Below are 22,737 nucleotides of genomic sequence, written 5' to 3'. Positions count from 1 at the left end.
TTATATATTTTCTTGTATAAAAATTTGACCATCAATAAAAATTCTTCGTTTTGTTACCTGCCATTGATGATTTTCGGTAAAATGTTCTATTGGCTCGTTAGTTTTACAATCTTTCCAAATACCATCGAAATAAGCTGATTCTTTTAAAACACATCCAATATTTTGCTTCTCCCAAATATTTACTTTTCGTCCTATTGGTGGGAATTCGTTTAGACATGAATAATGCTCCCATTTTGTACTCAATTCTATTAAAGATACTTGTGTAATGGTTTGAAAATCTTTGACTGTTTTAAGATCTGATCCTTCGAAAATATCATCAAGATCCATCCCTGAATCTCGAATACTTCTAAGTTTTTGCGATTCTGACTGAATTATGCCATTTTGTATTCTGTAGAATCTTCCTGTTCGCTTACCACTACTATTAATCACTTCAATAGTATTTCGTCTTACAATCTCACCGAACAGTTCTTCTGTATAAATTTCAGTTATCCATTTGTTTAATTGTGGCTCGACATCCCACTTATCGGTTGCCCATCCAGAATCATCTGTGACAACATTAAATTTGACTAAACTTCCTATTTTATATTCCATTGTGATTATTTTTTAAATTTGACGTAAAGTGTGTGCGTTCGCTGTTTTTTACGAACTGTTTTTTGTCTTTAAAGTGTTGTTGTTTTGCCGGATACTACGGTCCAGGTTTCGTTTATTTTAGCTCTGTGGCTTCTTTTCCTGTTTGATTTAGGAAATTATAATACGCCGAGTATGCCAAATAGCAAGCGTGAATTTGTTTGAATTCTTTAGAATCTCTTTTTGTTGAATATTCTTCTGATCCAGAAAACCAAGTTTTCCACTCTTCAAAGGTTTTTTCCTTACATCCAATTTTCAATTTATTGCCCTTAATAGCTATTCCCCATTTCATGAATATCGGCAAATAAGCTAATTCTTTATTGTTCGCGCCTTCAAGGTTCGCGCCTTCAAGGTTCGCGCTTCTAAGGTTCGCGCTTCTAAGGTCCGCGCTTCTAAGGTTCGCGCCTTCAAGGTTCGCGCTTCTAAGGTCCGCGCTTCTAAGGTTCGCGCCTTCAAGGTCCGCGCTTCTAAGGTTCGCGCTTCTAAGGTTCGCGCCTTCAAGGTTCGCGCCTTCAAGGTCCGCGCCTTCAAGGTTCGCGCTTCTAAGGTCCGCGCAATAAAGGTTCGCGCCTTCAAGGTTCGCGCTTCTAAGGTTCGCGCTTCTAAGGTCCGCGCAATAAAGGTTCGCGCTTCTAAGGTCCGCGCCTTCAAGGTCCGCGCCTTCTTTAATCGCTTGTAGTAAAGTATCCTTTACTGTATTGTTTTCTTTTTCGTATTCAAATAAAATACCGCCAATTATTGACTTGATTTTGATTTTAATTTTCATGATTATTTTTCTTTTAGTATGGTTAGTAATTTTTCTATTTCTTTTCTTGTATCAGTACTTATTTGAGTTTTTTGAGCCTTTTCCAATTCTAATTTCTTCATTCTGACTTCGTGTTCAATTGATTTAAGCTCATTTTGTTTACTTATAATCCGCTTATTCAAATCAACTATTTCAGCTTCAACAAATACTTGGAAGCCTGATTTTGTGTATTTATACATAATATTTTTGATTTTTCGATTTTATAAAACCCCGACCCGAAAGCCGGGGAAACTCAACCATGAGTCCGTTAAAGGTGGACAGCCTTATTTATTTTAGTTTTTAATCCATCTTTTTAAACAACTGCTTTTTTCATAGGCATTAACCACATGCACTAATGTTTCTGACTCTTTTTGTGTGATCAGGATGTATGCAGCCTCATGTTGAGTGATTACTTTGAGATAATAGAAAAGAGCGTTTTTGCCTCCACTACCTTGACAAAGTATTTCAACTTTACAACCTTCTGGGAGATTTTCGTTTTTAAGAAATTTAATACAGATTTCTCGTATTTCAGGACTTGCCGCTTCTAAAATATTTCCACCTTCTTTAACCTGTCCCGTTTTAAAATCTATTTCAATCAGATATTTCGGATCATAATCGAATGTGTCAATTTCTGACGAGCATGATGAAAAAATCAGTGCAATGCTCAATGTGATTAATATTTTCTTCATAGTTATTAATGTTTTTTAGAGTAGAAATTAGCTTTAAATACAGATAAAAAAGAAGTTTATTATTCATTTATCAATCAATCTACTTTGCAAATATAAGTAAAAATTAGAGTCAATGTGACTCTAATTTAAATATTTTTGATAAAAAATTTATGATTAACCCAACTGTAAAAAAGTTTTTCCTTAAGAATGGGCTTTCTGCAAAGGCTTTACAGGCATTATCAGATTCTGTTATGGGTTCTCTAGAAGAAAACGCAACAGAAGAAGAAATTACTGACAAGTGTAAACTGTTTGAACCGTTAGCTAAGACTTTCCAGTCTGAAGCTGATTCTAGAGTTCAAGCAGCTCTTAAAAAGAAAGAACAAGAAGGAAATGACGACGATGAGGAAGAAGGGGCTGGTGATCCAGAACCTAAACCAGGTAAATCTCCAAAAAAAGTGACAACAGATCCATTATTAGCTGCAATTGAAACTTTGACTAAAACAGTACAAGGAATGCAGACCGAACAAGTCGTTAAGACTAACAATCAAAAAGTTATTGAGGGCTTAAAAGAACTCAAAATGTCTGAAAAAGAGATTGAATCTGTAATGTATGGTAGAAGCTTCGAAAAAGAAGAAGATATCGAGGATTTTGTCACAAAACAAGGTGAATACTACTCTGAAATTACACAAGGAAGAGCGGAAGCAGCCGCTGGAGACGGCTATAAGCCTGTTACTTCTGTTGGAAATCAAACTGCCGCTCAAAAGCAAGCTGATATGGAGTCATTCAATAAGGCTTTCTAGAGCATTAATCACTTAACAAAAACAAAATGGGATATTTAGAGCCAACTTCAACTCAGGGATCAAGAACGATTCCTATTTTCCAGAAGGTACTGGAAATGGCTAGAGGTGGATTTTCTCTCGATGCTACCGGATTAACTGTGGGAGAAACAATCCCAGCGGGTACACCGATGGTTTTCGATGAAGCCACCCGAAAAGCTAAAAAAGCAACTTTGACAGGTACTGCTCCGGATCAGACTTCTGATGCAAAAGGTCTTTTGTATACAGATGTTAAGATTGGATCCAATGAACCTGTCGATGTAGTCCTCAGAGGAACTGTATATGCACGTAGAGTAACTCCAGCAATTAATGCGGCTCACAAAAAAGCATTGCCATTAATCTTATTCTCTGAATCTCGATAATCCTTAATACTTAAAAAATGGCAAAAGAAACAACCGTTTTCGGTAGTGTAGCAGACGCTGACACACTACAAATGATGATCGATACGAGGCTCGAGAAATTCAATACTCCTTGGTATACTCAGTATTTTGATTTCGCACTTCCGCAAATCTCTTTAACATATAGCTCAGTTCTTGGTAATTCTGTAATTACTCCTGCTGCATCTTATGTAACTAGAGATAGTGAAACACCTTTGAGAAGTCGTGAGACACTTGAAGCAATGAGTGGTAAAATCCCACCAATCAAGGTAATGAGAGATCTGGATGAAGAACAGTATAGAAATTACAAGGTTCTTCAGGAAATGAAAGGGATTAAAGACCAGGAGAAAAAGAATCAAGCCTTAAAGCTTATTTGGGATGACATGAAATATGTTACCGAAGCTGTAGATAAGAGACTTGATTTAACAGTAGCACAGGCTATTTCAACAGGTAAAATTGCAATAACGGCAGATAATAACCCTGATGGTATTGTTGTCGCAGATATCGACTTAAAAATGCCTTCAGAAAACAAGGTAAATGCTTCTGAAGATTGGAGTGATGCTGTAAACTCAAAGCCACTTACTGATATAGTGAATTTGGTAAACGAGGCTTCAGACAGAGGATTGACTTTCTCAAAAATACTTATCGATGGACGTACTTTACTTCAGTTCATGAAGTCTAAAGAAATTAAAGAGACTGTAGGAACATTCTTCGGACTTTCAGCAGCAGCTAGAAACTCACAAACAGCACCATTAACTATGGATCGTATCAACGAATACATGCTAGCCGCAAAGCTTCCAGTATTCGAGGTTACCGATATCAGAGTTCCTGTTGAAAAAGACGGAACGCCGACAATTATCAGACCTTTCGAAGGAAGTAACCTTGTATTTATTCCTGAAGGAAAATTAGGAGAGATTAAGAACGCTCTTGCAATGGAGGAAATGGAGCCTGTGAAAAATGTGATCTACGCTAAGAAGGGGAGAACATTGATTTCTAAGTGGAATCAAAACGAACCTTTCAAAGAATGGACAAAAGCTGAGCTTAATGCCTTCCCGGTAGTGAATACTATCAAGTATATCTACTTGCTGTCAACTACTAAAGCATTCTAATATATGGCAATAGTAACGAATAAGGATTATTTCAAGAGTAAATTGAACCGTTTGTCCATCACTATGAGTGATGCAGATCTTACCATATTCTTTGCCTCAAAGCAGATCAATGAATTAGAAGCTCTCGATAAACCGGACGAAATGGATGTCATTTTTACAGAAATAGTCCTTGAGTTACTTGCAAAGCCAGATGTATCAGAGGATAGCTATTCAGTAAAGTGGGATAGGAAAGCCTTAGAAAGATGGTACTCCATTGAGTGTAGTAAGTTAGGTATTCCAGACTTGTTGAAAGATTCAGATTTAGGTGTAAAAGACATTAGTTACTTAGCATGACACAATATCCATATTCACTTTATGTGCTTGAAGTTTCAGGTGGTGGGGTAGATCCAGATACGGGATTTCCTACAGAACCAACTGAGCAGTGGAAATATCATTCCAATTGTAGAGATGAGGTTGCAGTTCAGCAGGGTATTGTTACCCTTGAAAGTGGTGAGAATACCAATTATTCTTCAAAAGTATTAATGCCCTTAGGAACTCCGATAATAGAGGCTAATACACAGATTGAAGTAAGAAGTGGCAATCAAATCCGAAGCAAGGGAAAAGTACTACGATTTACTCCAACACAATTACACTGTAGGTTATGGGTATAGAACCAAGATTTAACATGAATCAGATTAATTCTTATCTGCAAGAAAGGATTAATACACTGGATGAACTCATGATCAGGAACCTGAATTATCTGGGTGTAGAATGTGTAAATCTCGCTAAGAACCTAGACACTTATCAGGTCCAAACGGGTAATCTTAAAAACTCTATTGGGTATATCATAGTAAAACATGGCAATATTCTTAACTCTGTTTTTGAAGTTAAAGAAAGAGGTCCAAAATATGACTCAAATGAGACACCAGGTGAAGTAGTAGGGGAAAATTTTGCAAAGGAGATAGCAATAAGATATCCACAAGGGTACTGTTTAATAGTTGTTGCCGGAATGGAGTATGCAAGTTATGTTGAAGATGTACATAAACAACCTGTTTTACAACCATCCCAAGTTTTAGCAAAAACCCGAATCAATCAGATCGCTCAGAGTATAGTTAACACAATGAGAAAAAGAGAATGATAACAACATTTGAATTAAAATCAATCGCTTTTAATATTGTCAAAAACAGCACAATTAAAAGCATCATTAATGGAGAGGTTTGTATAGATCAACGCCCTTTTAATTCAACGAAAAATGATGTTGTCATAGGTTCACTTTCAGTTGCTACTGATCCGCTTCATTCATCAGTTGTCTTAGTAAATATTTATGCACAAGATATTCAGTCTGGCACAAGCTATTTGCCTAATCTCGCACTTTTGAATAACGCTACAAAGCTTTTGATGCCTCTATTCGATGAGGTCTATCTGGAAGATAAAAAAACATACCTCGAGATTGAATATCAACGAGATTATAAAGTAGACGGAAAAAATGAATGGGTTTCCGTCATTCGATTACAAACCCGAACAATCAATTAAACTAAAAATAAATGGCATTTACATTTGGTATAAAAAGACTTCTTTCCGGAGATAAAGCTGCGGATGGAGGCATGGGTACTGCCTTGACTGAGCATGATGAAACGCTTAAAGGGACCGCAGTACTTGAAACTACAGACGAAACGATTAACTGGATTGAAACCGAAGAAAAAGGGAAGAGAATTGCTATCGGTCAAAACGATGCAGAAACTACTTTAACCTTTGAAATTGCTAATCCTTCATTAGAAACTCAAGCTTACTATGCTGGTGGTGAAGTTATCACTTCAGGAACTCCTGCTAAGAAAAGCTATTCCCCTCCTATGGTGAAAGAAGTGATTGAGAAATCATTTACTGTTGAAACAAAAGCTGGGTACGATATTGATATCGTGAACGGAAAAGTTTTGGCAACTCCACTTGGTGGAACAATCGGGACTGAAAACGTCCTTACAATGAAAGTTGTAGTTACTGTTCAAGCACCTACTAAGGTAGGCGTTGAAGCGATGACCTACAGAGAGAAATAATACTTTTTCTAACATTCATATACTTTGGCCACCTGCAGTTGTGGGTGGCTTTTTATCTAAAACATGGAAAGCACAGAAGATCTTTTTGACGATTTCGTCAGCCAAAATATTTCCAAAGAAGAAGCCGAAAAAAACGAAGCAGAATTGCTTATTGAAAAAGGCTTTGTCTTCGATATTGGAAAAAGAAAATTTCAAATTAAACCTCTTGTTTTTGGGACAATTACATATGCTAATAAGCACGCTGTTGATCTCAAAATCAATCTTACATCTGAGGATAATGCTTCTGTCTTCAACGAAGTTGGAAAAAACGTAACACCATTGATGAAATTCATTGCTGTGTGCATCTTACACAAACGTTGGAAAATCCTATTATTCACAAACTTTCTATCCTGGTATCTAAAATGGAAATTGAATCCAGAGAAAGCTCTTAAAATCTCTATGGTCATACTTCAGATGTATGATATCAAAAATTTTATCACCTCTATCAGAATGATCGGACAGCTGACAGTAACAAGTCCAAAAAGTCCAACGGAGACGACTCTGGTAGATGGGAATCAACCGGTCTCCAATCTATCTACGGAACCTTAGGGTTCGCAATGAAAACCTTGAAAATCCCTTACAAAGAATTGATGTGGAGTATTCCATGGCCAATAGTATTAAGAATGCTGTATGACCTGCCTAATCAGAAATACATTGAAAAAGATGATAATAACAGTAACAATTCTAATGATGAGGTGAAAGAGCTTACGCCACAAACTTCCAATGACTTCAAAAAGTATCTGGACAAAATTAATCAGCAAAATAAAAAATGACACAAGGAGCTTTACATTTCGATGCTTTACTTTCAGTAAACAACTTTGACCAAGGGATTACCAGGATTAAAAACGGCATTCGTGAAGCTTCCGGATTAGCTGTAAAAGAAGCACAGGTAATGGATTCTGCATTTAAGAATCTGGGAACAGCTATTGGAGGATATCTTTCTGCTCAAACTTTGATTTCATTTACTAAAGAGATAATCAATGTCCGTGGGGAGTTCCAGAAAACGGAAATTGCTTTTTCTACAATGTTAGGTAATGCTGATAAGGCAAAGATCCTAATGGGGCAAATGGTTGATCTTGCAGCAAAGACTCCTTTCTCCCTTCAAGATGTTTCTGCTGGAGCAAAACAATTACTTGCTTTTCAAGTACCAGCGAATGAAGTTGTAGAAACCCTAACAAGGATGGGGAATATTGCTGCTGGATTAGGTGTGCCACTTGAAAGAATTAACTTGATTTACGGTCAGGTGAAAGCTAAAAATAAGCTGATGGGGCAGGAGCTACTTCAGTTTACGGAGGCTGGTATTCCTATGTTAGCAGAGCTTGCTAAAAAATTCAACAAGACCGAATCAGAAATTAGCGACATGGTTTCTTCCGGAAAAGTTGGATTTAAGGATGTTCAGGATGTTTTATTTAAGATGACCAATGAAGGAGGAATGTTTTTCGAGTTAATGGAAAAGCAATCTGCATCGCTTTCTGGACAGGTAGCCAACCTTGGTGATACTTGGGATCAAATGTTGAACAAAATAGGAGAAGGTAGTGAGGGTGTACTTTACAAAGGTATTGAGGGATTAACTTTCCTTGTAGAAAATTACCAGAAGGTTCTTGATATCATTGAAGGATTAGTTGTTGCTTATGGTGCCTACAAAGCTGCTGTAATAGTTACTTCAACCGCCCAGAATATGGGAAATAGAACAATTCAGTCCGAGATCGCATTGCTTGGTATTTCTGAGAAAATGAAGCTAGGGCGTGCATTGGTAACACAAAGACAAGCAGAAGCGACAGCACGTGAAGCTGCAGCTGAATTAGCGAGTACTAAAGCTAAATACTCATCACTTCAAGCGGATGTGTCAGGTTTGGCTGTTAAAAAACAAGCAGCAATTCAAGCAGGTATAACAGCCGCAGCAAAAGCGCAAGAGGCAAGAGTACAATTGTCTTTGGCTAGAATGGAATTATCTTCTATTCAGGCTGTGGGAACTGCAAGACAAATAGAACTTGCTCAAAAAAGAGTTGAGTCTGCTCAAAATACTGTACTTGCTACCCAGGAATCGGCTTCTATAGCAGGGAAGAGAGCATTGGCGGTTGCTACTGAATTCAATGCTGCAAAGCAATCTCTTGAAAATACCGCAAAAGCTGTTGGAACTGCACAGGGGGCGTTGGCGGTAGCTACCGAAACTGCTCAAACAGCTGCTAAAAATGCGAACTCTATTGCTACTGCTAGGTTGACATTATTAACTTCACTTAGAACTGCAGCAACTAGATTAGCTACTCAGGCTCAGGCATTACTGAATGCTACAATGCTCAATAATCCTATTGTATTATTGATTGCAGGAGCCGTTGCTTTGACTTATGCATATTTAAAATTAAGAGATACTTCGACGGCGGCATCTATAGCAGAAAAACAGCTAAATGATGAGAGACAGAGATCTAGTAAGCTAATAGAAGAACTTAAGAATAAGACACAGGAATTAACCTCTGTGATAAACTCAGATACTTCTACCAAACTTCAACAGCTTGAGGCGTATAAGCAGATGCAAAAAATGTATCCTACACTACTAAACAGTATGGATTTGGAAACATTTAAGAAGATGGGTTCTACTGAGGCTCAGAAGAAGCTTAATGCAGAGATGGATAAGTTTAGTACCCAGAATATCCAAGCTAATATTGAAAAGGCTAAAAAAAGCATTGAGGGGTATACTGCAAAGATTGAAGAGTTAAACAAAATTCTTTCAAAGAGGAATGGGGATAGTGGAATCTATCTTGAACAACTAGAAATTGCAAAAAAGAACCTGGAAGCTCAAAGAATTAATCTTGAAAAATATAATGATGAGTACAGACAAAGATTAGAAAACGAGAAGCTTTCTTCCATGTCTTTATCTGAGCAGAAAAGATACTGGGAAGATCAGGTGAAATTAATCAATAAAGAAATTTCTTCTTTAGAGAAAAGTAACGTTAAAAAGGCTGAGGCACTTGATAAGGTCAATAACATTCACTCTCTTGTTAAGTCTACTTCAATAGGTCTTATTAACTGGAATATTAATCCATTACTATCACAACTTACAAGAGCTCAAACAGAGATAAATAAAATAAATAATGCACAAAATGGGGCTTCTGTAGATAAAAACAAGGCATATTGGGAAGCTCAGAAAAAAGCAGCCGAAGATCTCGTGGCTTCAATGCCAACATCCCAAAAAGGAAGCCCTGCATGGACTGAGGCTGAAAGAAAATATCGTGAAGCAGAGGCGGCATTAAAAAAGTATGATTTATCGGACAAACAGTTGCTTAAAGATCAAAAAGAGCGAGCGCGGGAACGCCTGAAATTAGAAAAAGGAGCCGAAAAAAGCTTTTTAAAAGGTTCTCTGGCTAGAATCAATCAAGAAATTAGCCTTCGTGAAGAAGCATTAGAAAGGTCTTCTGGTGATACTGTTCAAATGAGGTACATTGACAAGTATGGAAAGGAAAGATATAGTAATGAAGTTAAGAGTGTAAAGGCTGTTCAGGATGAACTTTATGAATTAAGGAAAAACCGAGCAGAACGTGAAAAACTCATTGAGGTTAAAAGCTTTCAAGAAAGTATTGATGAAACAAAACGTCAAATTGAAGTTCGAGATAAGCTTCTTCAATTAGGTTACAGTAAGGAAACTGTTGATGGTATGTTTCCAGAAGTTAAGGATAAAGCTTTTCTTCAATATTTAAAAGATACTAATACAACTTTAGAGAAAACATCTGGAAATGAAGCGGCTGAAAATTTAATCAAAATAAAAAAAATAATTTCAGAATACATTGGTGAAGAGACGTTTCTTGAAGTTGTTAATAAGGAAATAGATCAAATTAAGGCAAAATTCGAAGGTAATGAATTAATAGATAAGCTAGAAAAGTTCAAAAAAGTCTATGCCGATGAAATGACTGGTGAGAATAGGAATGTAAAAGATTTAGCTATTGATAAAGCTTTAAAGGATGAAAGACAAAAACAACAAGATTATTACAACTCTTTCCTCAAAGACAAAGAAACTTTCGAGCAAAGAAAACTCATTATTGAAGCTAGATATAATGACATTAGAAAACGTATTCAAGAGTCCAATGTTTCAGATGCAGAAAAAGTTCGTCAAACAGAAGAAGCCAACAAATCAGAATCAAAAGATATTTCTTCCATGTCTTGGGAAATGTTCCAGAAGACAGATGCATATGTTAAAGTGTTTGGAGATCTTGAAAAGATAGGACCACGTACACTGAAAAAAATCCGAGATCAGTTTAAAGCTTTCATTGATTCAGAAGCTGGCAACGCTTTAAATCCGGAAGATCTCAAACTATATAATGATGCTTTAAAAAAACTTGATGACCAACTGTCAAAAAATCCTTTTAAAACAATTACTGTCTCTCTAAAAAAATATTCTGACGAAAAAAAGAAACTCGCTGATATTGAGAGAAAACACGGTAAATCAAGCGAAGAATATAACAGTCAGCTGCAAGCAACAAATTTAGCTTTAACTGGAATATTCGAGACTTCTGGGCAAGCAATTAATGGTGTACTTGGCTTTTCTTCTTCTCTTAGTGGAGCCTTAAGTATGATTTCAGAAGAATCACAACAGACTCTCAAAGACGTAGAGCAATTGGTTGATGGAATTTCCAATGCTGTCGCTGGATATTTCTCAGGGAATTATGGGCAAATGGCTGGAGGTATTGTTCAGATGGTTATGTCAATTTCTAGCTTGGTAAGTGGAGACAATGCAAGGGAAAGAAATATCCGTGAATGGCAGCGAGCTGTAGAAGAGCTTAAAACTTCTTACAGAGAACTTCAAAGAGTTATTGAAAATACAGCAGGAGAAAAAGCATTATCTGATCAAAGAAAGCTTATTACCAATCTTGCAGAACAGCAACAGCGACTTAGATCAATGCGAGAAGAAGAGTCAAACAAGAAAAAATCAGATAAGGATAAAGTTTCTAGTTATGATCAGCAAATAAGGGATATTGACATGCAGATTGCTGATCTAATTGATAATTTCAAAAAGAGTGTAACTACAACAGAATTCAAAGATCTTTCACAGAGAATTGCAGATGCTATTGTTGATGGATTTGCACAGGGAGAAGATGCTGCGAAATCATTTGACAAAGTAGTTGATGATGTAATGCGAAATGCAGTCAAAAATGCTTTGCAAATAAAGATACTTCAACCTGCAATGGAAAAGTTTGTTGATGATTTCTATTCAGCAATGGGTTATGGAAAGACAGATAATAAAGCAAATGAGGCTATCAAGAATCAAATATCAAACCTTCAGAATGAGTTGGGTTCTACAGAGGATAGAATAAAATATATAGCAAATTTAGATTTTAATGAAAGACAATGGTTATTGGGGGAATTAAAAGAACTGAATAATAAGAAGCAGGAATTGTTAATGAAAATAGCTAACCTTCAATCTCAATTTACTTCAGACCCCTTAGGAGGTGCTTTTGACGGGCTTACTCCAGAAGAAATTGCAAAACTAAAAGAAGGGCCTCAATCGGCAATTAAAGAATTCGCTTATGTGTGGAAAGCTTTTCAAGATAGTATTCCTGCATTAAATGAAACTGCAAATGGTCTCAAGGGGGATATAAAAGGTATTACCGAAAAAACAGCCGGAGCTTTGGAAGGGCAGATTAATGCAATGAGAATTAACGTTGCTGAAGGGCTTAAAATACATAAAGCAAGCCAAGAAATTTTCAGAAATCAATTACAGGTTCAAAGTCAAATCGAAAAAAATACCAGACCTATTGAAGCGATGTATAAGGAGATTAAAGAAATGAACTCAAAAATAAAATACGGTGCAGCCGGAATTCCATAATGAATACGAAAGAAATATATAAAATAGCCAAAAAGGTTGGAATGTCACAAATCTGTAAAGAGAAGATGATATCCGATTTGTCAGTTGAAAACTTATGTAATATGTTTTTCAATGAAGATAATTGGTCTATGGAGAATGATTTTCCTTCACTTGAGATTCTTCGGGAATTCAAAGGGCAATCTGAGCAACATGGACTTTTTACAGATTTTACAGGAAAAAATGTAAACGAGTTGCAATCTGCTTATTTCGGATCGTCTGAAGTCCTGCTTGGATACAATATGTTCAATGTGGGAAAAGTGATTTTAAGACACAATACAAAGGCTAAAATCATTGCAAAAGATCACGCAATTGTAATTGTTAATCTCCTGGATAATGCAGATTTAGAAATTGAGTGCTATGATAAGGCTTCTGTGATGGTTTTCTGTTATGATAATCATCAAGTGAAGAGTATAGGAAATGTAAAAGTACAAACATCAACATTTAAGAAATGAATGAGGTAAAGTATGTTTTGAATGGGCATTCATTCAAGGACTTTAATGTCTTTGTTACAGATTCTCCTGGCATAACGGATGGACTGGAAAGAAAACCAGTACAAACTTACGACTGGGCTGAGTATCATGGTACATCTCCGGATCTCAGAAAGCCAAAATATAAAGAGCGAAAGTTTACATTGAAATGTTTTATTGATGCTGATAACTGGGAAAATCTGTTTGAAGTATTTAAGGATTTTATAAGAGAGCAATTTTCTAAGCCTGGAACTCAAAGATTGCATATTACCCCATTTGATGAAGAAACGCTTCCTTATGAAGTGTATGTTCAGGAGGATATCAAATTGGACAAGAAATTCAGACAGGGAAGAATGGTGGGTACTTTTGATTTAGTGCTTATCGAGCCTAATCCAATTAAGAGAGTTCTTAAAACTACTCTTGACACTTTCAAACTTTCATATGAAATTAATTCTGAAACAGAGATATTCTTTGGAGACGGAACTAAACAAACCGGCCGCGGGAATGTAAGCCTTACAAAGGATTATTCAAAACCGTCTTATGAGAATTCTGGGGTATCTATTATAGGCCCAAGTGGTGTAAATGATCAGATTTACGAAGTGTATTCTGTTCCATCAGTCTCGAGTGATTTTCAGTTTTCGGTTGAAATAACCCTGTCCGCTGCTATAGATGTTATTCTATACGTGATTGGAAGAAACCTTGACAATACCTATGAATTAGCTGCAAAAAGCGTAATTCATAATGCTTCAACAGGCAAAAACATTATAACAACTGTTCAGGAACTCAATATGGATGATTATGGAAAATTCATATTTAAAATTCTTGATTCTTCAGGAGATGAGATCCCCGGAAGAATATTGAGTAATCCACGAATAGAAACAGCTGAGGTAGTTGGAGAATGGCAAAACATGTTAGGAAAAGAAAAGATAATAATTATAGCTGGAAACATTGAGGATGTTAATAACATTCAAACTCCGGCAGAAACAATTTGGGAAAAAATATAAAAATGACAGAGCAGATTAATATAACAGTAACAGACTTAATTCCACCAGCAAATATTGCAACAGTGGATAAAAACGCATTGCTAGGAAATGCTTATGATAAGATTCAGACAGATGCAAAAATAAGTACTGTAACGACTGATTATAACGCAAAAATAGCAGAAGTTCGCGAACAAGTTAAAACTGATTTTAAAGGGACTTTAAAGCCGTCAACACCTGCCCCAACAGAAGACGGTGCTTATAGACCTGAAATATCTTCTGAACTTGATAAACCATCTGATCCTAATAGTACAGAAGACTGGGGGACTATTTATCCTAACAATGGAAACCTTCGCGCAAAGACTGGATATGATACTATGTTCTACAAAAAGGGTTCAGTTTGGACGAGAGTAGAAACAAAGATGCCAACCGCGGCTGTTTCGGGGACATTTGACCCATCCAATACAAAAGATCCGGCTGGCCAGAAAGCCACGGTAGATTGGATTTATAGCGTTGATTCAAATGATACATATGGATTCACTACAACTAATTATCCACCATTAGAAAATCCCTTATCATCATATTTGTCTGACAATGTAGAGGTAATGGACTATTGGGGTTCATACGAATTTCACAAGGCTGGAAAAACGGGGATTATTAAGAATATTACCATTAGAGCTAAGGAATTGTCTTCTTGTGACTTTGTTGTTGGAGATTTAACAGATGTTGGATTCAGAGAGGTTCACAGAGTGTCTGTTTTTCTTCAGAAGGATTTTAGTAACATCCCGGTGAACATTCTTATTGAAAAAGACCAATTTTTAGCAATAAGTAACATAAAAGGAAAGATCGATTTTGAACCTTCTTTTTCACAACCAGTATTCAGAAGAAAAGCAAATTCAAATATTGGTAATGCTGTTGGTTTAATAGCTTATTCTTTTGATGTGGAGGATTTTGGTTTATATAATAGAACCAAGGAAAATCTTAAAAACAAGGATATATTCAGATGCAATGAAGAAGCTTTGGTGTTTGACACACACAACACGGTGGTGGTGACTAAAGAACATTTTTCACACATCTCACATTTTAAGAGCGCTGGAAACAACTCTAAGGTAGCAGATCCATTTTCAATAATTGAATTCAACACGAATTCAAATTCATTAATAGTAAAATTATCAACACTATTAAGCCTAAGAAACGAAAACGGAGTAACGATTTATATAAATGAAAAGTTCTATGCAAGACCAAAAACTACCGCTATTGATGAGGTCCAAACATTCACTTATGATCTATCATCTTTTGATGAGGTGAAAAATGTTAAAATAGTTTGCTCAACTTGTCAAAGAGATGAGGGTAGTTGTGTGCCGGTTTCATTAGGATTTCAGGCTGGAAGCTGGGCCACCAAGGCAGCATTTCAAATGAAGAAGAAGACAATGGTCACGATAACTGATAGTATTGGAGTCGGTGTAGAGACTACTTTAGCTGAGCAAAAGGCATATGTGATGATGCTTAGGGACTACTTCAAAGATTGGTCTATTATCCCGTTTGGTTTCGGTGGGGCCGGGCACATAAGTTTCCAACAAAATCAAGGCGTGTATCATACATCAGCTTGCTCCTCGGCCGATTTGGTTACAAGGCTTAATTATGCGTTTAAAAATGCCTCCGAAAAGGTAATATACATTGCGTTAGGTACTAATGATGCTTCAATCAGTGATATTGCAATTAAAATCAAGTCTTTGTATCAGACTATTTTAGCTTCAGTTCCGGATGCTAAGATATATGTTCAGACACCTGTATTTGCTTCTGGGCTTGATTTAACAAGTATCAGAACAACTATTACCAATATTGCAAAATCATTCAATTTGGAAGTGTTTGATGGAATGGAAATTTTTGCAGGAAATGAAAGCCATCTAGATCCAATTGGTCACCCTGACGATATTGGGAACGCTATTTATTTCCGATGGTTTTTGAGTAAAAATATTCTTGGGTAATGAATAATATCACATTATACAGAAACGGATCTCCCTTGTTCAATTTGATTGAGCGAGGGAAACGTTCTGTGGAGTCAGCGACACTTAACAGGGTTATGCTTTCTGACGATTCGGTAACAATTAAGATGAAGTCTCGTGAAAAGCTTGATATTCTGATAAATGATTTTTTCGTGCTATTTGATTCTGTATATCGTATTAACGTTCTTCCAAACTGTAATAAAATAAGTGAAACAGAACACGAATATAATATTATAGCACAGGGGCTAATGTTTGATTTGAAGCGATGTAAGTATTTTAATGCGGATGATACAGGGTTCGGTCCTGATTTAGAATTTCCATTAATTGGTACTATTGAAGTTTTCTTGACAGCGCTTAAGAACAACATGAAACGCTTCACTCCAAACTGGAAAATTGGAAAATTCACAAATGGAGAAACGAAAACAATAACATTTGGAAGTGATACCTGTCTTTCTGCATTACAGAAGATTTGTGATGAGTTTAAAACAGATTTTTGGGTAAAATACGAGGATGGTAATTTTGTTATACATACAGGGGATTTTGGACGAAAAGTGCCTATTAGATTCGAATATGGTAAGGGAAAGGGGTTAACAGGATGGAATCGAAATAACGTTGACGAAAATGATATAGTTAATAGGTTAATTGTTTATGGAGGTACTAACAATATTCCAAATGAATACAGAAAGTTCAGTAAGCGTTTAAAGCTTCCAAATTCAGATTATTTAGAAGACCTAGCACTTATTAATGAATTTGGGCTGAAAGAAGGAGATATTACGTTTGATGATATATATCCACACAGAACCGGAAAGATTACCACTTTAGGTGATACTAAATTTAAGTTTTCAGATTCCAACATGGATTTTGACCTAAACGAAAAAGAAGCCGATGGAGTAACGACAAAATATTTAATTGCAGGAACTTCTGCCAAGATTAGCGTTAAGACAGGTAGTTTGGCAGGGTATGAGTTTGAGATAAAGAAAGGAGGTTACAATCATTCAACAAAAACTTTTGAAATTATCCCTTTCAAAAATGATTCTGGTCAAAGTTTTCCGGATGAAAAATCAGAGGCCTTCCAATTCGCTGTTGGTGACGAATATGTATTGATTGATATTGTAATGCCTAAGACTTACATAGAAAATGCAGAAAATGAACTATTACAAAAGGGATTAGAGCAATTCGAACTCAATAAGAATGCAAAAATATCATATGATTTAAGTATTGATCCTGTGTATATGGAAAAGATAGGGGCTGGAAAGTTTGATATAGGGGATTATATACGATTGTATGATGAGGTATTTGGTATTGATAAGGTTTTAAGAGTTAATCAAATCACGAATGATTTCATTCAAAGTGGAGATTATAATCCTTATAGAGTAAAAATTGTTATTGCGGACTCTTATGAGATTGCATATAGTTCACAGGTGTCACTTCAAATAAAGGAGATAAAGAATGTTCTGTCAATTACCAACCTTGGAAAGATCAACTATTCAAAGTTAGGGGTAAAGACTACCGAAGAACTTAAGAATCTTGTATTTGATACTGACGATTATTTAAATCCGGAGAATATTCGACCGAATTCCATCGAAACGAATATGATTTCAGTAGGGGCCAGATCTCAGCAAATAAGCTGCAGTGTTGTTTTCTATGTTATGTTTGAAAATGATAAGAATAAAATCAAGGTTAATCCTGGTATCATCTATTCGCAAACGTTTGACAAAGAATGGACTATTCCGGAAAACGTGGAAACTATTCCAGATGATCAGTTCAGATATGTTTACGGTAAATGCTCAAAGACAAGTCAATCCGGAGCAATCGTATTCAGTCCGGAACAAATCAAATTCGATTCTGATGCTAATGATTACTATTTCTTAATCGGGATTCTTCATTCTGTTGTCGAAAACGTTCGAGTACTTTCCATAACAGTTGGAACAACGACTATCAATGGAGGACTTATCAGGACCGGCATTATTTCTTCGCTTGACGGACAGATGACAATAAACCTGGATACGCAGGAAATAAAAGGAAAAATTAAGTTTACAGATGGCTCAGACGGCTTCACATCCATTGATAATGGCTTATTAATGACGCAGGTGATAGAGGTCGGAAACGAATCTACAAGAAACGCTTTTATTTCATCTGTTACAGATGCAGGACCGGAAAGTATCAGGTTCGGCGCTGGTGCTGATTATGCGCACAAGAATGATGCAGTTTTCCAAGTATTGCACAATGGAAAAATGATCGCAACTGACGCAAAAATAACCGGAGAAATAACAGCGACATCTGGAACATTTACGGGAAAAATAAATGCGAATTCAGGGACATTTGGAGATTCTACCACTGACAAATATTATACTATTTCTCCTAATGGAATAGAGACGGTCAATGGATGGCTAGTTGCCGGGAAATACACCGGAGCTGTTAACACAAGGAAATTTGTTTCTATACAAGGGGCAACAACTACAGGAGATGCTGCTATTCAAATTGTGAATGACAAGTTGGATTCACTTGTTCATACTGGAATTAGTATTAACATGACAAATAGTTCAACAGGGAATATTGCCCTTGACATTCCAGGTGGAGGTATTCGTGTATTGGGAGCTGTGGGAGTAACAGATAAAGTTTTATATAGTACTGGAAGCACTCAGCGTTACCTAAATTTTGTTAATGGAATATTCACCGGAGTTACATTAAGTTAATAAAAATGAATGGAAAATATAAACTACAATATCAGCGAAATACTCGCAGTAATCTTTTCGGTACTGATTGGATCGGGAGCCTACATTTCCTTTGTTTACATAAAAAACAAGCAAAAAATAAGTGCAGCTTATGTGATAGCGGTTCTGCTCATAAATCTTTGCCTGACCTATGTGGCATCCGAACTGTTGAAGGCCTTCAATTGGAGTCAATGGCGATCGCCTTCACTTCCTATGGTAGCATTTGCAGGGCAATACTTAACGGATTGGTTAGACAAAAGGTATTTCAAAATATTCGATACAGCTGCTAAAAGAGCAGGAATTAAATTAGATGATGATAAACCTAACACTAAAAAATCCGAAGAAAATGAAGATCAATAAAGACCTTTTATCTGCTTTCCTAGTTGTGCTACTGGTATCGGCCTTTGCTTACACAGTAGTGAAGGAAAGTAGCGATCGAGAACTAATGGAGATCCGAAAGATACAGGAAACCCAAAGAGTTGAAAAATACCAATCCGAATTAAGAGAGAAAACCGCAAATCAAAAGCGAGATTCCTTTAAAAATATTTTAGAGCGACAAAATATCGGGATTGGTATTTTGAGTGACAATTTTAAGAATATGAATAATAGTATTCTTAACATGAGGACCGAATACGATAAAAATTTCAATGAACTTAAAAACACGCAAAATGAAAGCGATCATATTAATTCTGCTTCTATTAACGAGCAATTTGATTTTATCTCAAAATACAAATACAAGGAATATACCGGAGTTACAAATCCCTGAATTGTATAAAGGTCTGAAACAAAATGATTACCTAAAAACAAGGCTTCAGAAAACTGAAACTGCCCTTACCAGTGCAAACCAACTGATCAATGAGCAAGATAAAGCACTTGCGGTCAGTAAAAATTTATTGAATGCAAAAGATGAAGCAATGGGAACAATGCTGGAAATTTCAAGACAGGATAAAATAGCAGCAGAAGAACGAGAAAAACAGCTAAATATTGATCTTTCTTATTTACAGACTCAGATGGAAATTGTAAAAAAAGAAGCAGAAAATAAACAGCGCAAAAGGTTTTGGAATGGCGTAAAAATAGGTGGAGTTTCTGTAGCGGTTCTAGGTGTTGCTGGGCTTATTTTGATGAACAATAATTAAAAAGAAACAAATGAAAACATCACAAAAAGGAATAGACTTAATATTGTCATTCGAAGGGTTTAGTGCTAAGCCTTATCTGGACTCAGCCGGAATTCCTACCATAGGGTACGGAAATACTTACTATCCGGGTGGAAAGAAAGTTACCATGAAAGATCCGGCTATCACAAAAGAAAAAGGAATAGAACTATTTTCATCTGTTTTACCAATCTATGAAAAAATAGTAAACAATAAAATAAAAATAGCCCTTACTCAAAACCAATTTGATGCCCTTGTATCACACACTTACAATACAGGCGGATCTGATACTCTGTTTTCCCTGATCAATAAAAGAGCAGGCGAGAACGCAATCAGAACCTGGTTTACCACAAAATACATTACAGCAGGCGGAAAAACTTTGAATGGATTGATTCGAAGAAGAAAAGCAGAGGCGAATATGTTCTTTGCGAAATAAAAATACCCCACCTAAAAGTGGGGATTATTATTTATTCAGTTTTAAATAATTTACCATAATTACTAGCCATCACCCCGTCAATAAAGATCCGGGGATTTTTCTTTTCGTAACTTGGTGTAAAAATCAACCATGGAAATTGAAGGGACAGTTTTGAAAGTAAAGAAACGTTATACAAGAATTCGCCTTGATGATGGAACTAAATTGGACCTTATGTATCGTAAAAGTGACAGCTACATTGTTTCTGAATTAAAGAAGGGCGATTTGCTTAGAGCGGTAGTTCATGTTAAGAGATACAGAATTTGGCGAATGCGAGTTGTCGGGTATTATTTGGGGAAAGTGAAGAATTAACCTAAAATGTATTATTCAGGGAGTTATACTATTTAAAAGAAAAAGGCGTCAGATTTTAGACGCCTCATATATTAATCAAATGTTCCGTAATTATCACGTTGCTTTTCCTGTACAATTTCACTATATCTTGTAGCATAAATCTTTGTCATTTCTATCGTTGAGTGTCGGTTTACTTCTTTAACCTCTTCGATGCTCCAACCTCTTGATAACTTATCGTTGTTATTTTTCTTTTTTAAAGAATACATATCAGAATCTATTTTCAACTTCACTTTGACTTCTTTTCTCCATAAATTATTTCCTGCATTTTTAGAAATTGGAAATGGTGAAGGTTTAAAGATTTTACTTCTATCTCTTGATCTTTGTAATTCAATACCAAATAAAAAATATTCCGGATTGGATAAATCCAATTTTAGTAAATCATTTTTAAGATCATCAGGAATTAAAACAATAGCTTCCTTGTCATTTTTTGTAATTTCACTCGGAAGTCTAAAATACCATTTTTCCTGATCGATCATGCCAACTTTCAAAAGTCGGATTTCTTTTGGTCTTAAATCCAGGTGATAAAGAACTTTTAATTTAGTTATAAATTGTGGACAGATAGTGCGGAAATGTTTTATTATCTTGGTCTGTTCTTCAGATGTTAATAATTTCTTTTCAGGTGTTGAGTAGTCTTTTTCAGATAATCCTTTTACTTTACTTTCCTTGATGATGAATTTATCAACAAGAATTGTATTAAAGGATTTACAAAGATTTAAATGTTTATTGAAATATACATCTGAACATTTTCTTAATTCACACATTTTTTCAATTATCATATTAAAATGATATTGGTCTAATTCTGAAAAAAGATTTTTGTTCCAATTTAGAGTTTCAACAGCTTTAAGGAAGAATTTTTTGTGTGTTTTATATTCACTTTTGGTCTTTTCTTCACGTTTAGTAACAGATAAAAATTTGAAAGCCTTTTCGTATGCTTCGGGAATTGTTAATGTATTTTGATAAGGTTGGGGAAGAGGTTTTGCTTTGGTTTTTACTTTTATAGGAGTCCAGCCGTTTTTAAGTTCAAGTTCTAGAGTCTTTTTAAAACCCTCACAAATTAATTCTCTTTTAAAAAGATCAGGCTCTGTATTTATGCCCTTGTAAGTTTTATGAACTATTTTTTGAGCAGAATTGTCATAAACGTAAACATACCATCTATCTTCACGGTTAGATGGTATGTAAATTTTAACTTCAAAATTTTTCATATATCACAAATTTTTGGTTTGTGAACACTTGGGCAAAATGTTGAAAAATTTTACTCTTTTTTACTCATTTTCGCTACATTAAAAACATTAAGCATTGAAAATAAGCTACTTAAGAAGCTGTGTGGAGTTGGAGGGATTCGAACCCTCGTCCAAACAAGCAATACATAAGCTTTCTACATGCTTATTCTACCATTGATTTTCGACTGAAGGCAGAGGATAGACACCCAACTTCCAGCTTATCTTCTAAGTTTTTCGAATTTCAGCCGAAGCTTCTGAAACCTTATTTCCGCATTCCTATATCCCAGAATCAAACGCCGCAGAACAGAGCATTTGTGGAATATCTTGCTTCCCTACTGAAATCTTCGGGAAAACGCTTGATCTACTATACTTCGATATTAAGCTGCAAGAGCGAACTCTTCGTTGCCAGTTAAAATTTTGTAGCAAGGGATTATAGAGATCGCGCTACGGTTCTCTGCATGCTTACTTACCCATTGGTCTTGCTGTCGAAACCAGTCAACCCCATGAATAAAGTGAATGCAAAGATAGTGCTTTTTGTTTACATTTCATTCATGTAGATTATTTTTGATGATTACTAGTATGTATGAGTATAGGTAGTAGTGTTTGTTTTTTCCTGTGAAATGGATGAAGTTTGAGAAAATTAAATACTTATCTTAAGAATGTATGATCATTGTGGGTAAAATTATTTTTAATTGTAATGCCTTTTAATACTAGGGTTTTTGGAAAAGAAAGAATAAAATAGTGATGGTTTATTGTAATATATTTTGTACTTCAATAAAAAATGTCTAGTTTTGCAATCCAAAATGAGATGTAAAATATGTTAATAATTCCAGTTAAAGATGGTGAATCCATCGACAGAGCTTTAAAAAAATACAAAAGAAAATTTGATAAAACAGGTACAGTTCGTCAATTAAGATCTAGACAAGCGTTTATCAAGCCTTCTGTAACTTTGAGACAATCTAAGTTGAAAGCTGCTTACAAGCAAAGAGCACTTAGCAAGGAAGAGCAGGCTTAAGAATTTTTCTTAAACACATATTAATTCACTTCTTAAA

The 22,737-nt window shown here is 35.7% G+C and carries 25 protein-coding genes and 1 other RNA gene; 20 read left to right on the top strand and 6 right to left on the bottom strand.

The features are described from left to right. The 4 genes from EL260_RS23150 to EL260_RS23135 form a co-directional block, all read right to left on the bottom strand. The gene (locus EL260_RS23150; protein WP_123857834.1) at positions 1 to 591 is read right to left on the bottom strand and encodes a hypothetical protein; all 591 of its coding nucleotides are present in this window, start codon (positions 589 to 591) and stop codon (positions 1 to 3) included. A gap of 112 nt (positions 592 to 703) precedes the next feature. After that, a complete protein-coding gene (locus EL260_RS23145) occupies positions 704 to 1,393 on the bottom strand; it encodes a pentapeptide repeat-containing protein (RefSeq protein ID WP_123857833.1) in 690 nt (229 codons plus the stop codon). A 2-nt stretch (positions 1,394 to 1,395) separates the two neighbouring features. Further along, positions 1,396 to 1,611, bottom strand: a complete 216-nt coding sequence (locus tag EL260_RS23140; RefSeq protein ID WP_123857832.1) for a hypothetical protein — start codon at positions 1,609 to 1,611, stop codon at positions 1,396 to 1,398. Between the two features lie 93 nt (positions 1,612 to 1,704). Next, entirely contained in the window at positions 1,705 to 2,100 is a 396-nt protein-coding gene (locus EL260_RS23135; RefSeq protein WP_123857831.1) for a hypothetical protein, read from the bottom strand. Between the two features lie 149 nt (positions 2,101 to 2,249). Here EL260_RS23135 and EL260_RS23130 point away from each other — a divergent pair, with 149 nt between their 5' ends. From EL260_RS23130 to EL260_RS23040, 19 genes are all read left to right on the top strand, one after another. After that, positions 2,250 to 2,879 carry a hypothetical protein gene (locus EL260_RS23130; protein ID WP_123857830.1) on the top strand — a complete coding sequence of 210 codons (630 nt, stop codon included), beginning with the start codon at positions 2,250 to 2,252 and terminating at the stop codon, positions 2,877 to 2,879. A gap of 26 nt (positions 2,880 to 2,905) precedes the next feature. Further along, entirely contained in the window at positions 2,906 to 3,277 is a 372-nt protein-coding gene (locus EL260_RS23125; protein ID WP_123857829.1) for a hypothetical protein, read from the top strand. Positions 3,278 to 3,294: 17 nt separating this feature from the next. Further along, positions 3,295 to 4,401 (top strand): major capsid protein, encoded by a 1,107-nt coding sequence (locus tag EL260_RS23120; RefSeq protein ID WP_123857828.1) that lies wholly within the window; start codon positions 3,295 to 3,297, stop codon positions 4,399 to 4,401. 3 nt (positions 4,402 to 4,404) lie between these two features. After that, the gene (locus tag EL260_RS23115) at positions 4,405 to 4,734 is read left to right on the top strand and encodes a DUF6706 family protein (protein WP_123857827.1); all 330 of its coding nucleotides are present in this window, start codon (positions 4,405 to 4,407) and stop codon (positions 4,732 to 4,734) included. Then, positions 4,731 to 5,051 carry a hypothetical protein gene (locus EL260_RS23110; protein WP_123857826.1) on the top strand — a complete coding sequence of 107 codons (321 nt, stop codon included), beginning with the start codon at positions 4,731 to 4,733 and terminating at the stop codon, positions 5,049 to 5,051. Before EL260_RS23115 ends, EL260_RS23110 begins: the two co-directional genes overlap by 4 nt. Positions 5,052 to 5,065: 14 nt before the next feature. Continuing rightward, positions 5,066 to 5,518 carry a hypothetical protein gene (locus tag EL260_RS23105; protein ID WP_123857825.1) on the top strand — a complete coding sequence of 151 codons (453 nt, stop codon included), beginning with the start codon at positions 5,066 to 5,068 and terminating at the stop codon, positions 5,516 to 5,518. Continuing rightward, complete coding sequence (locus tag EL260_RS23100; RefSeq protein ID WP_123857824.1) at positions 5,515 to 5,913, top strand: hypothetical protein; 399 nt, start codon at positions 5,515 to 5,517, stop codon at positions 5,911 to 5,913. Before EL260_RS23105 ends, EL260_RS23100 begins: the two co-directional genes overlap by 4 nt. 11 nt (positions 5,914 to 5,924) lie before the next feature. Further along, positions 5,925 to 6,431 (top strand): hypothetical protein, encoded by a 507-nt coding sequence (locus EL260_RS23095; RefSeq protein ID WP_123857823.1) that lies wholly within the window; start codon positions 5,925 to 5,927, stop codon positions 6,429 to 6,431. Positions 6,432 to 6,494: 63 nt separating this feature from the next. Beyond that, the gene (locus tag EL260_RS23090) at positions 6,495 to 7,019 is read left to right on the top strand and encodes a hypothetical protein (protein WP_123857822.1); all 525 of its coding nucleotides are present in this window, start codon (positions 6,495 to 6,497) and stop codon (positions 7,017 to 7,019) included. 8 nt (positions 7,020 to 7,027) lie between these two features. Next, positions 7,028 to 7,243 (top strand): hypothetical protein, encoded by a 216-nt coding sequence (locus tag EL260_RS23085; protein ID WP_123857821.1) that lies wholly within the window; start codon positions 7,028 to 7,030, stop codon positions 7,241 to 7,243. Continuing rightward, positions 7,240 to 12,285, top strand: coding sequence for a tape measure protein (locus EL260_RS23080; protein WP_123857820.1), 5,046 nt, complete (start codon positions 7,240 to 7,242; stop codon positions 12,283 to 12,285). The genes EL260_RS23085 and EL260_RS23080 overlap by 4 nt, the downstream gene beginning before the upstream one ends. 41 nt (positions 12,286 to 12,326) lie before the next feature. After that, positions 12,327 to 12,776 carry a hypothetical protein gene (locus EL260_RS23075; protein WP_123857819.1) on the top strand — a complete coding sequence of 150 codons (450 nt, stop codon included), beginning with the start codon at positions 12,327 to 12,329 and terminating at the stop codon, positions 12,774 to 12,776. Then, entirely contained in the window at positions 12,773 to 13,795 is a 1,023-nt protein-coding gene (locus tag EL260_RS23070) for a hypothetical protein (protein ID WP_123857818.1), read from the top strand. The genes EL260_RS23075 and EL260_RS23070 overlap by 4 nt, the downstream gene beginning before the upstream one ends. A 2-nt stretch (positions 13,796 to 13,797) precedes the next feature. Further along, on the top strand, positions 13,798 to 15,759 hold the full coding sequence (locus EL260_RS23065) for an SGNH/GDSL hydrolase family protein (RefSeq protein ID WP_123857817.1): 1,962 nt from the start codon (positions 13,798 to 13,800) through the stop codon (positions 15,757 to 15,759). Continuing rightward, entirely contained in the window at positions 15,759 to 18,473 is a 2,715-nt protein-coding gene (locus EL260_RS23060) for a hypothetical protein (protein WP_123857816.1), read from the top strand. The genes EL260_RS23065 and EL260_RS23060 overlap by 1 nt, the downstream gene beginning before the upstream one ends. A gap of 9 nt (positions 18,474 to 18,482) precedes the next feature. Continuing rightward, positions 18,483 to 18,851 (top strand): hypothetical protein, encoded by a 369-nt coding sequence (locus tag EL260_RS23055; protein WP_123857815.1) that lies wholly within the window; start codon positions 18,483 to 18,485, stop codon positions 18,849 to 18,851. After that, positions 18,838 to 19,257, top strand: coding sequence for a hypothetical protein (locus EL260_RS23050; protein ID WP_123857814.1), 420 nt, complete (start codon positions 18,838 to 18,840; stop codon positions 19,255 to 19,257). Before EL260_RS23055 ends, EL260_RS23050 begins: the two co-directional genes overlap by 14 nt. Position 19,258: 1 nt before the next feature. Beyond that, positions 19,259 to 19,627 (top strand): hypothetical protein, encoded by a 369-nt coding sequence (locus EL260_RS23045; RefSeq protein WP_123857813.1) that lies wholly within the window; start codon positions 19,259 to 19,261, stop codon positions 19,625 to 19,627. A gap of 10 nt (positions 19,628 to 19,637) precedes the next feature. Continuing rightward, positions 19,638 to 20,078 (top strand): lysozyme, encoded by a 441-nt coding sequence (locus EL260_RS23040; RefSeq protein ID WP_123857812.1) that lies wholly within the window; start codon positions 19,638 to 19,640, stop codon positions 20,076 to 20,078. A 419-nt stretch (positions 20,079 to 20,497) separates the two neighbouring features. Here the strand turns inward: EL260_RS23040 and EL260_RS23035 are convergent, their stop codons facing one another. Together EL260_RS23035 and ssrA are read right to left on the bottom strand one after the other, a co-directional pair. Then, positions 20,498 to 21,667 (bottom strand): site-specific integrase, encoded by a 1,170-nt coding sequence (locus tag EL260_RS23035; RefSeq protein WP_123857811.1) that lies wholly within the window; start codon positions 21,665 to 21,667, stop codon positions 20,498 to 20,500. Positions 21,668 to 21,786: 119 nt separating this feature from the next. Continuing rightward, positions 21,787 to 22,188, bottom strand: a transfer-messenger RNA (tmRNA) gene (gene ssrA / locus EL260_RS23030). 314 nt (positions 22,189 to 22,502) lie between these two features. Between ssrA and rpsU the strand changes: the two genes are divergently transcribed. After that, complete coding sequence (rpsU, locus tag EL260_RS23025) at positions 22,503 to 22,700, top strand: 30S ribosomal protein S21 (protein WP_045501128.1); 198 nt, start codon at positions 22,503 to 22,505, stop codon at positions 22,698 to 22,700. Positions 22,701 to 22,737 lie beyond the last annotated feature (37 nt).

The organism is Chryseobacterium nakagawai (genome assembly GCF_900637665.1).
GTDB classification, from domain to species: domain Bacteria; phylum Bacteroidota; class Bacteroidia; order Flavobacteriales; family Weeksellaceae; genus Chryseobacterium; species Chryseobacterium nakagawai.
The sequence above is the reverse complement of the archived record's forward strand: the minus strand, read 5'-3'. Positions and strand labels throughout refer to the sequence as shown.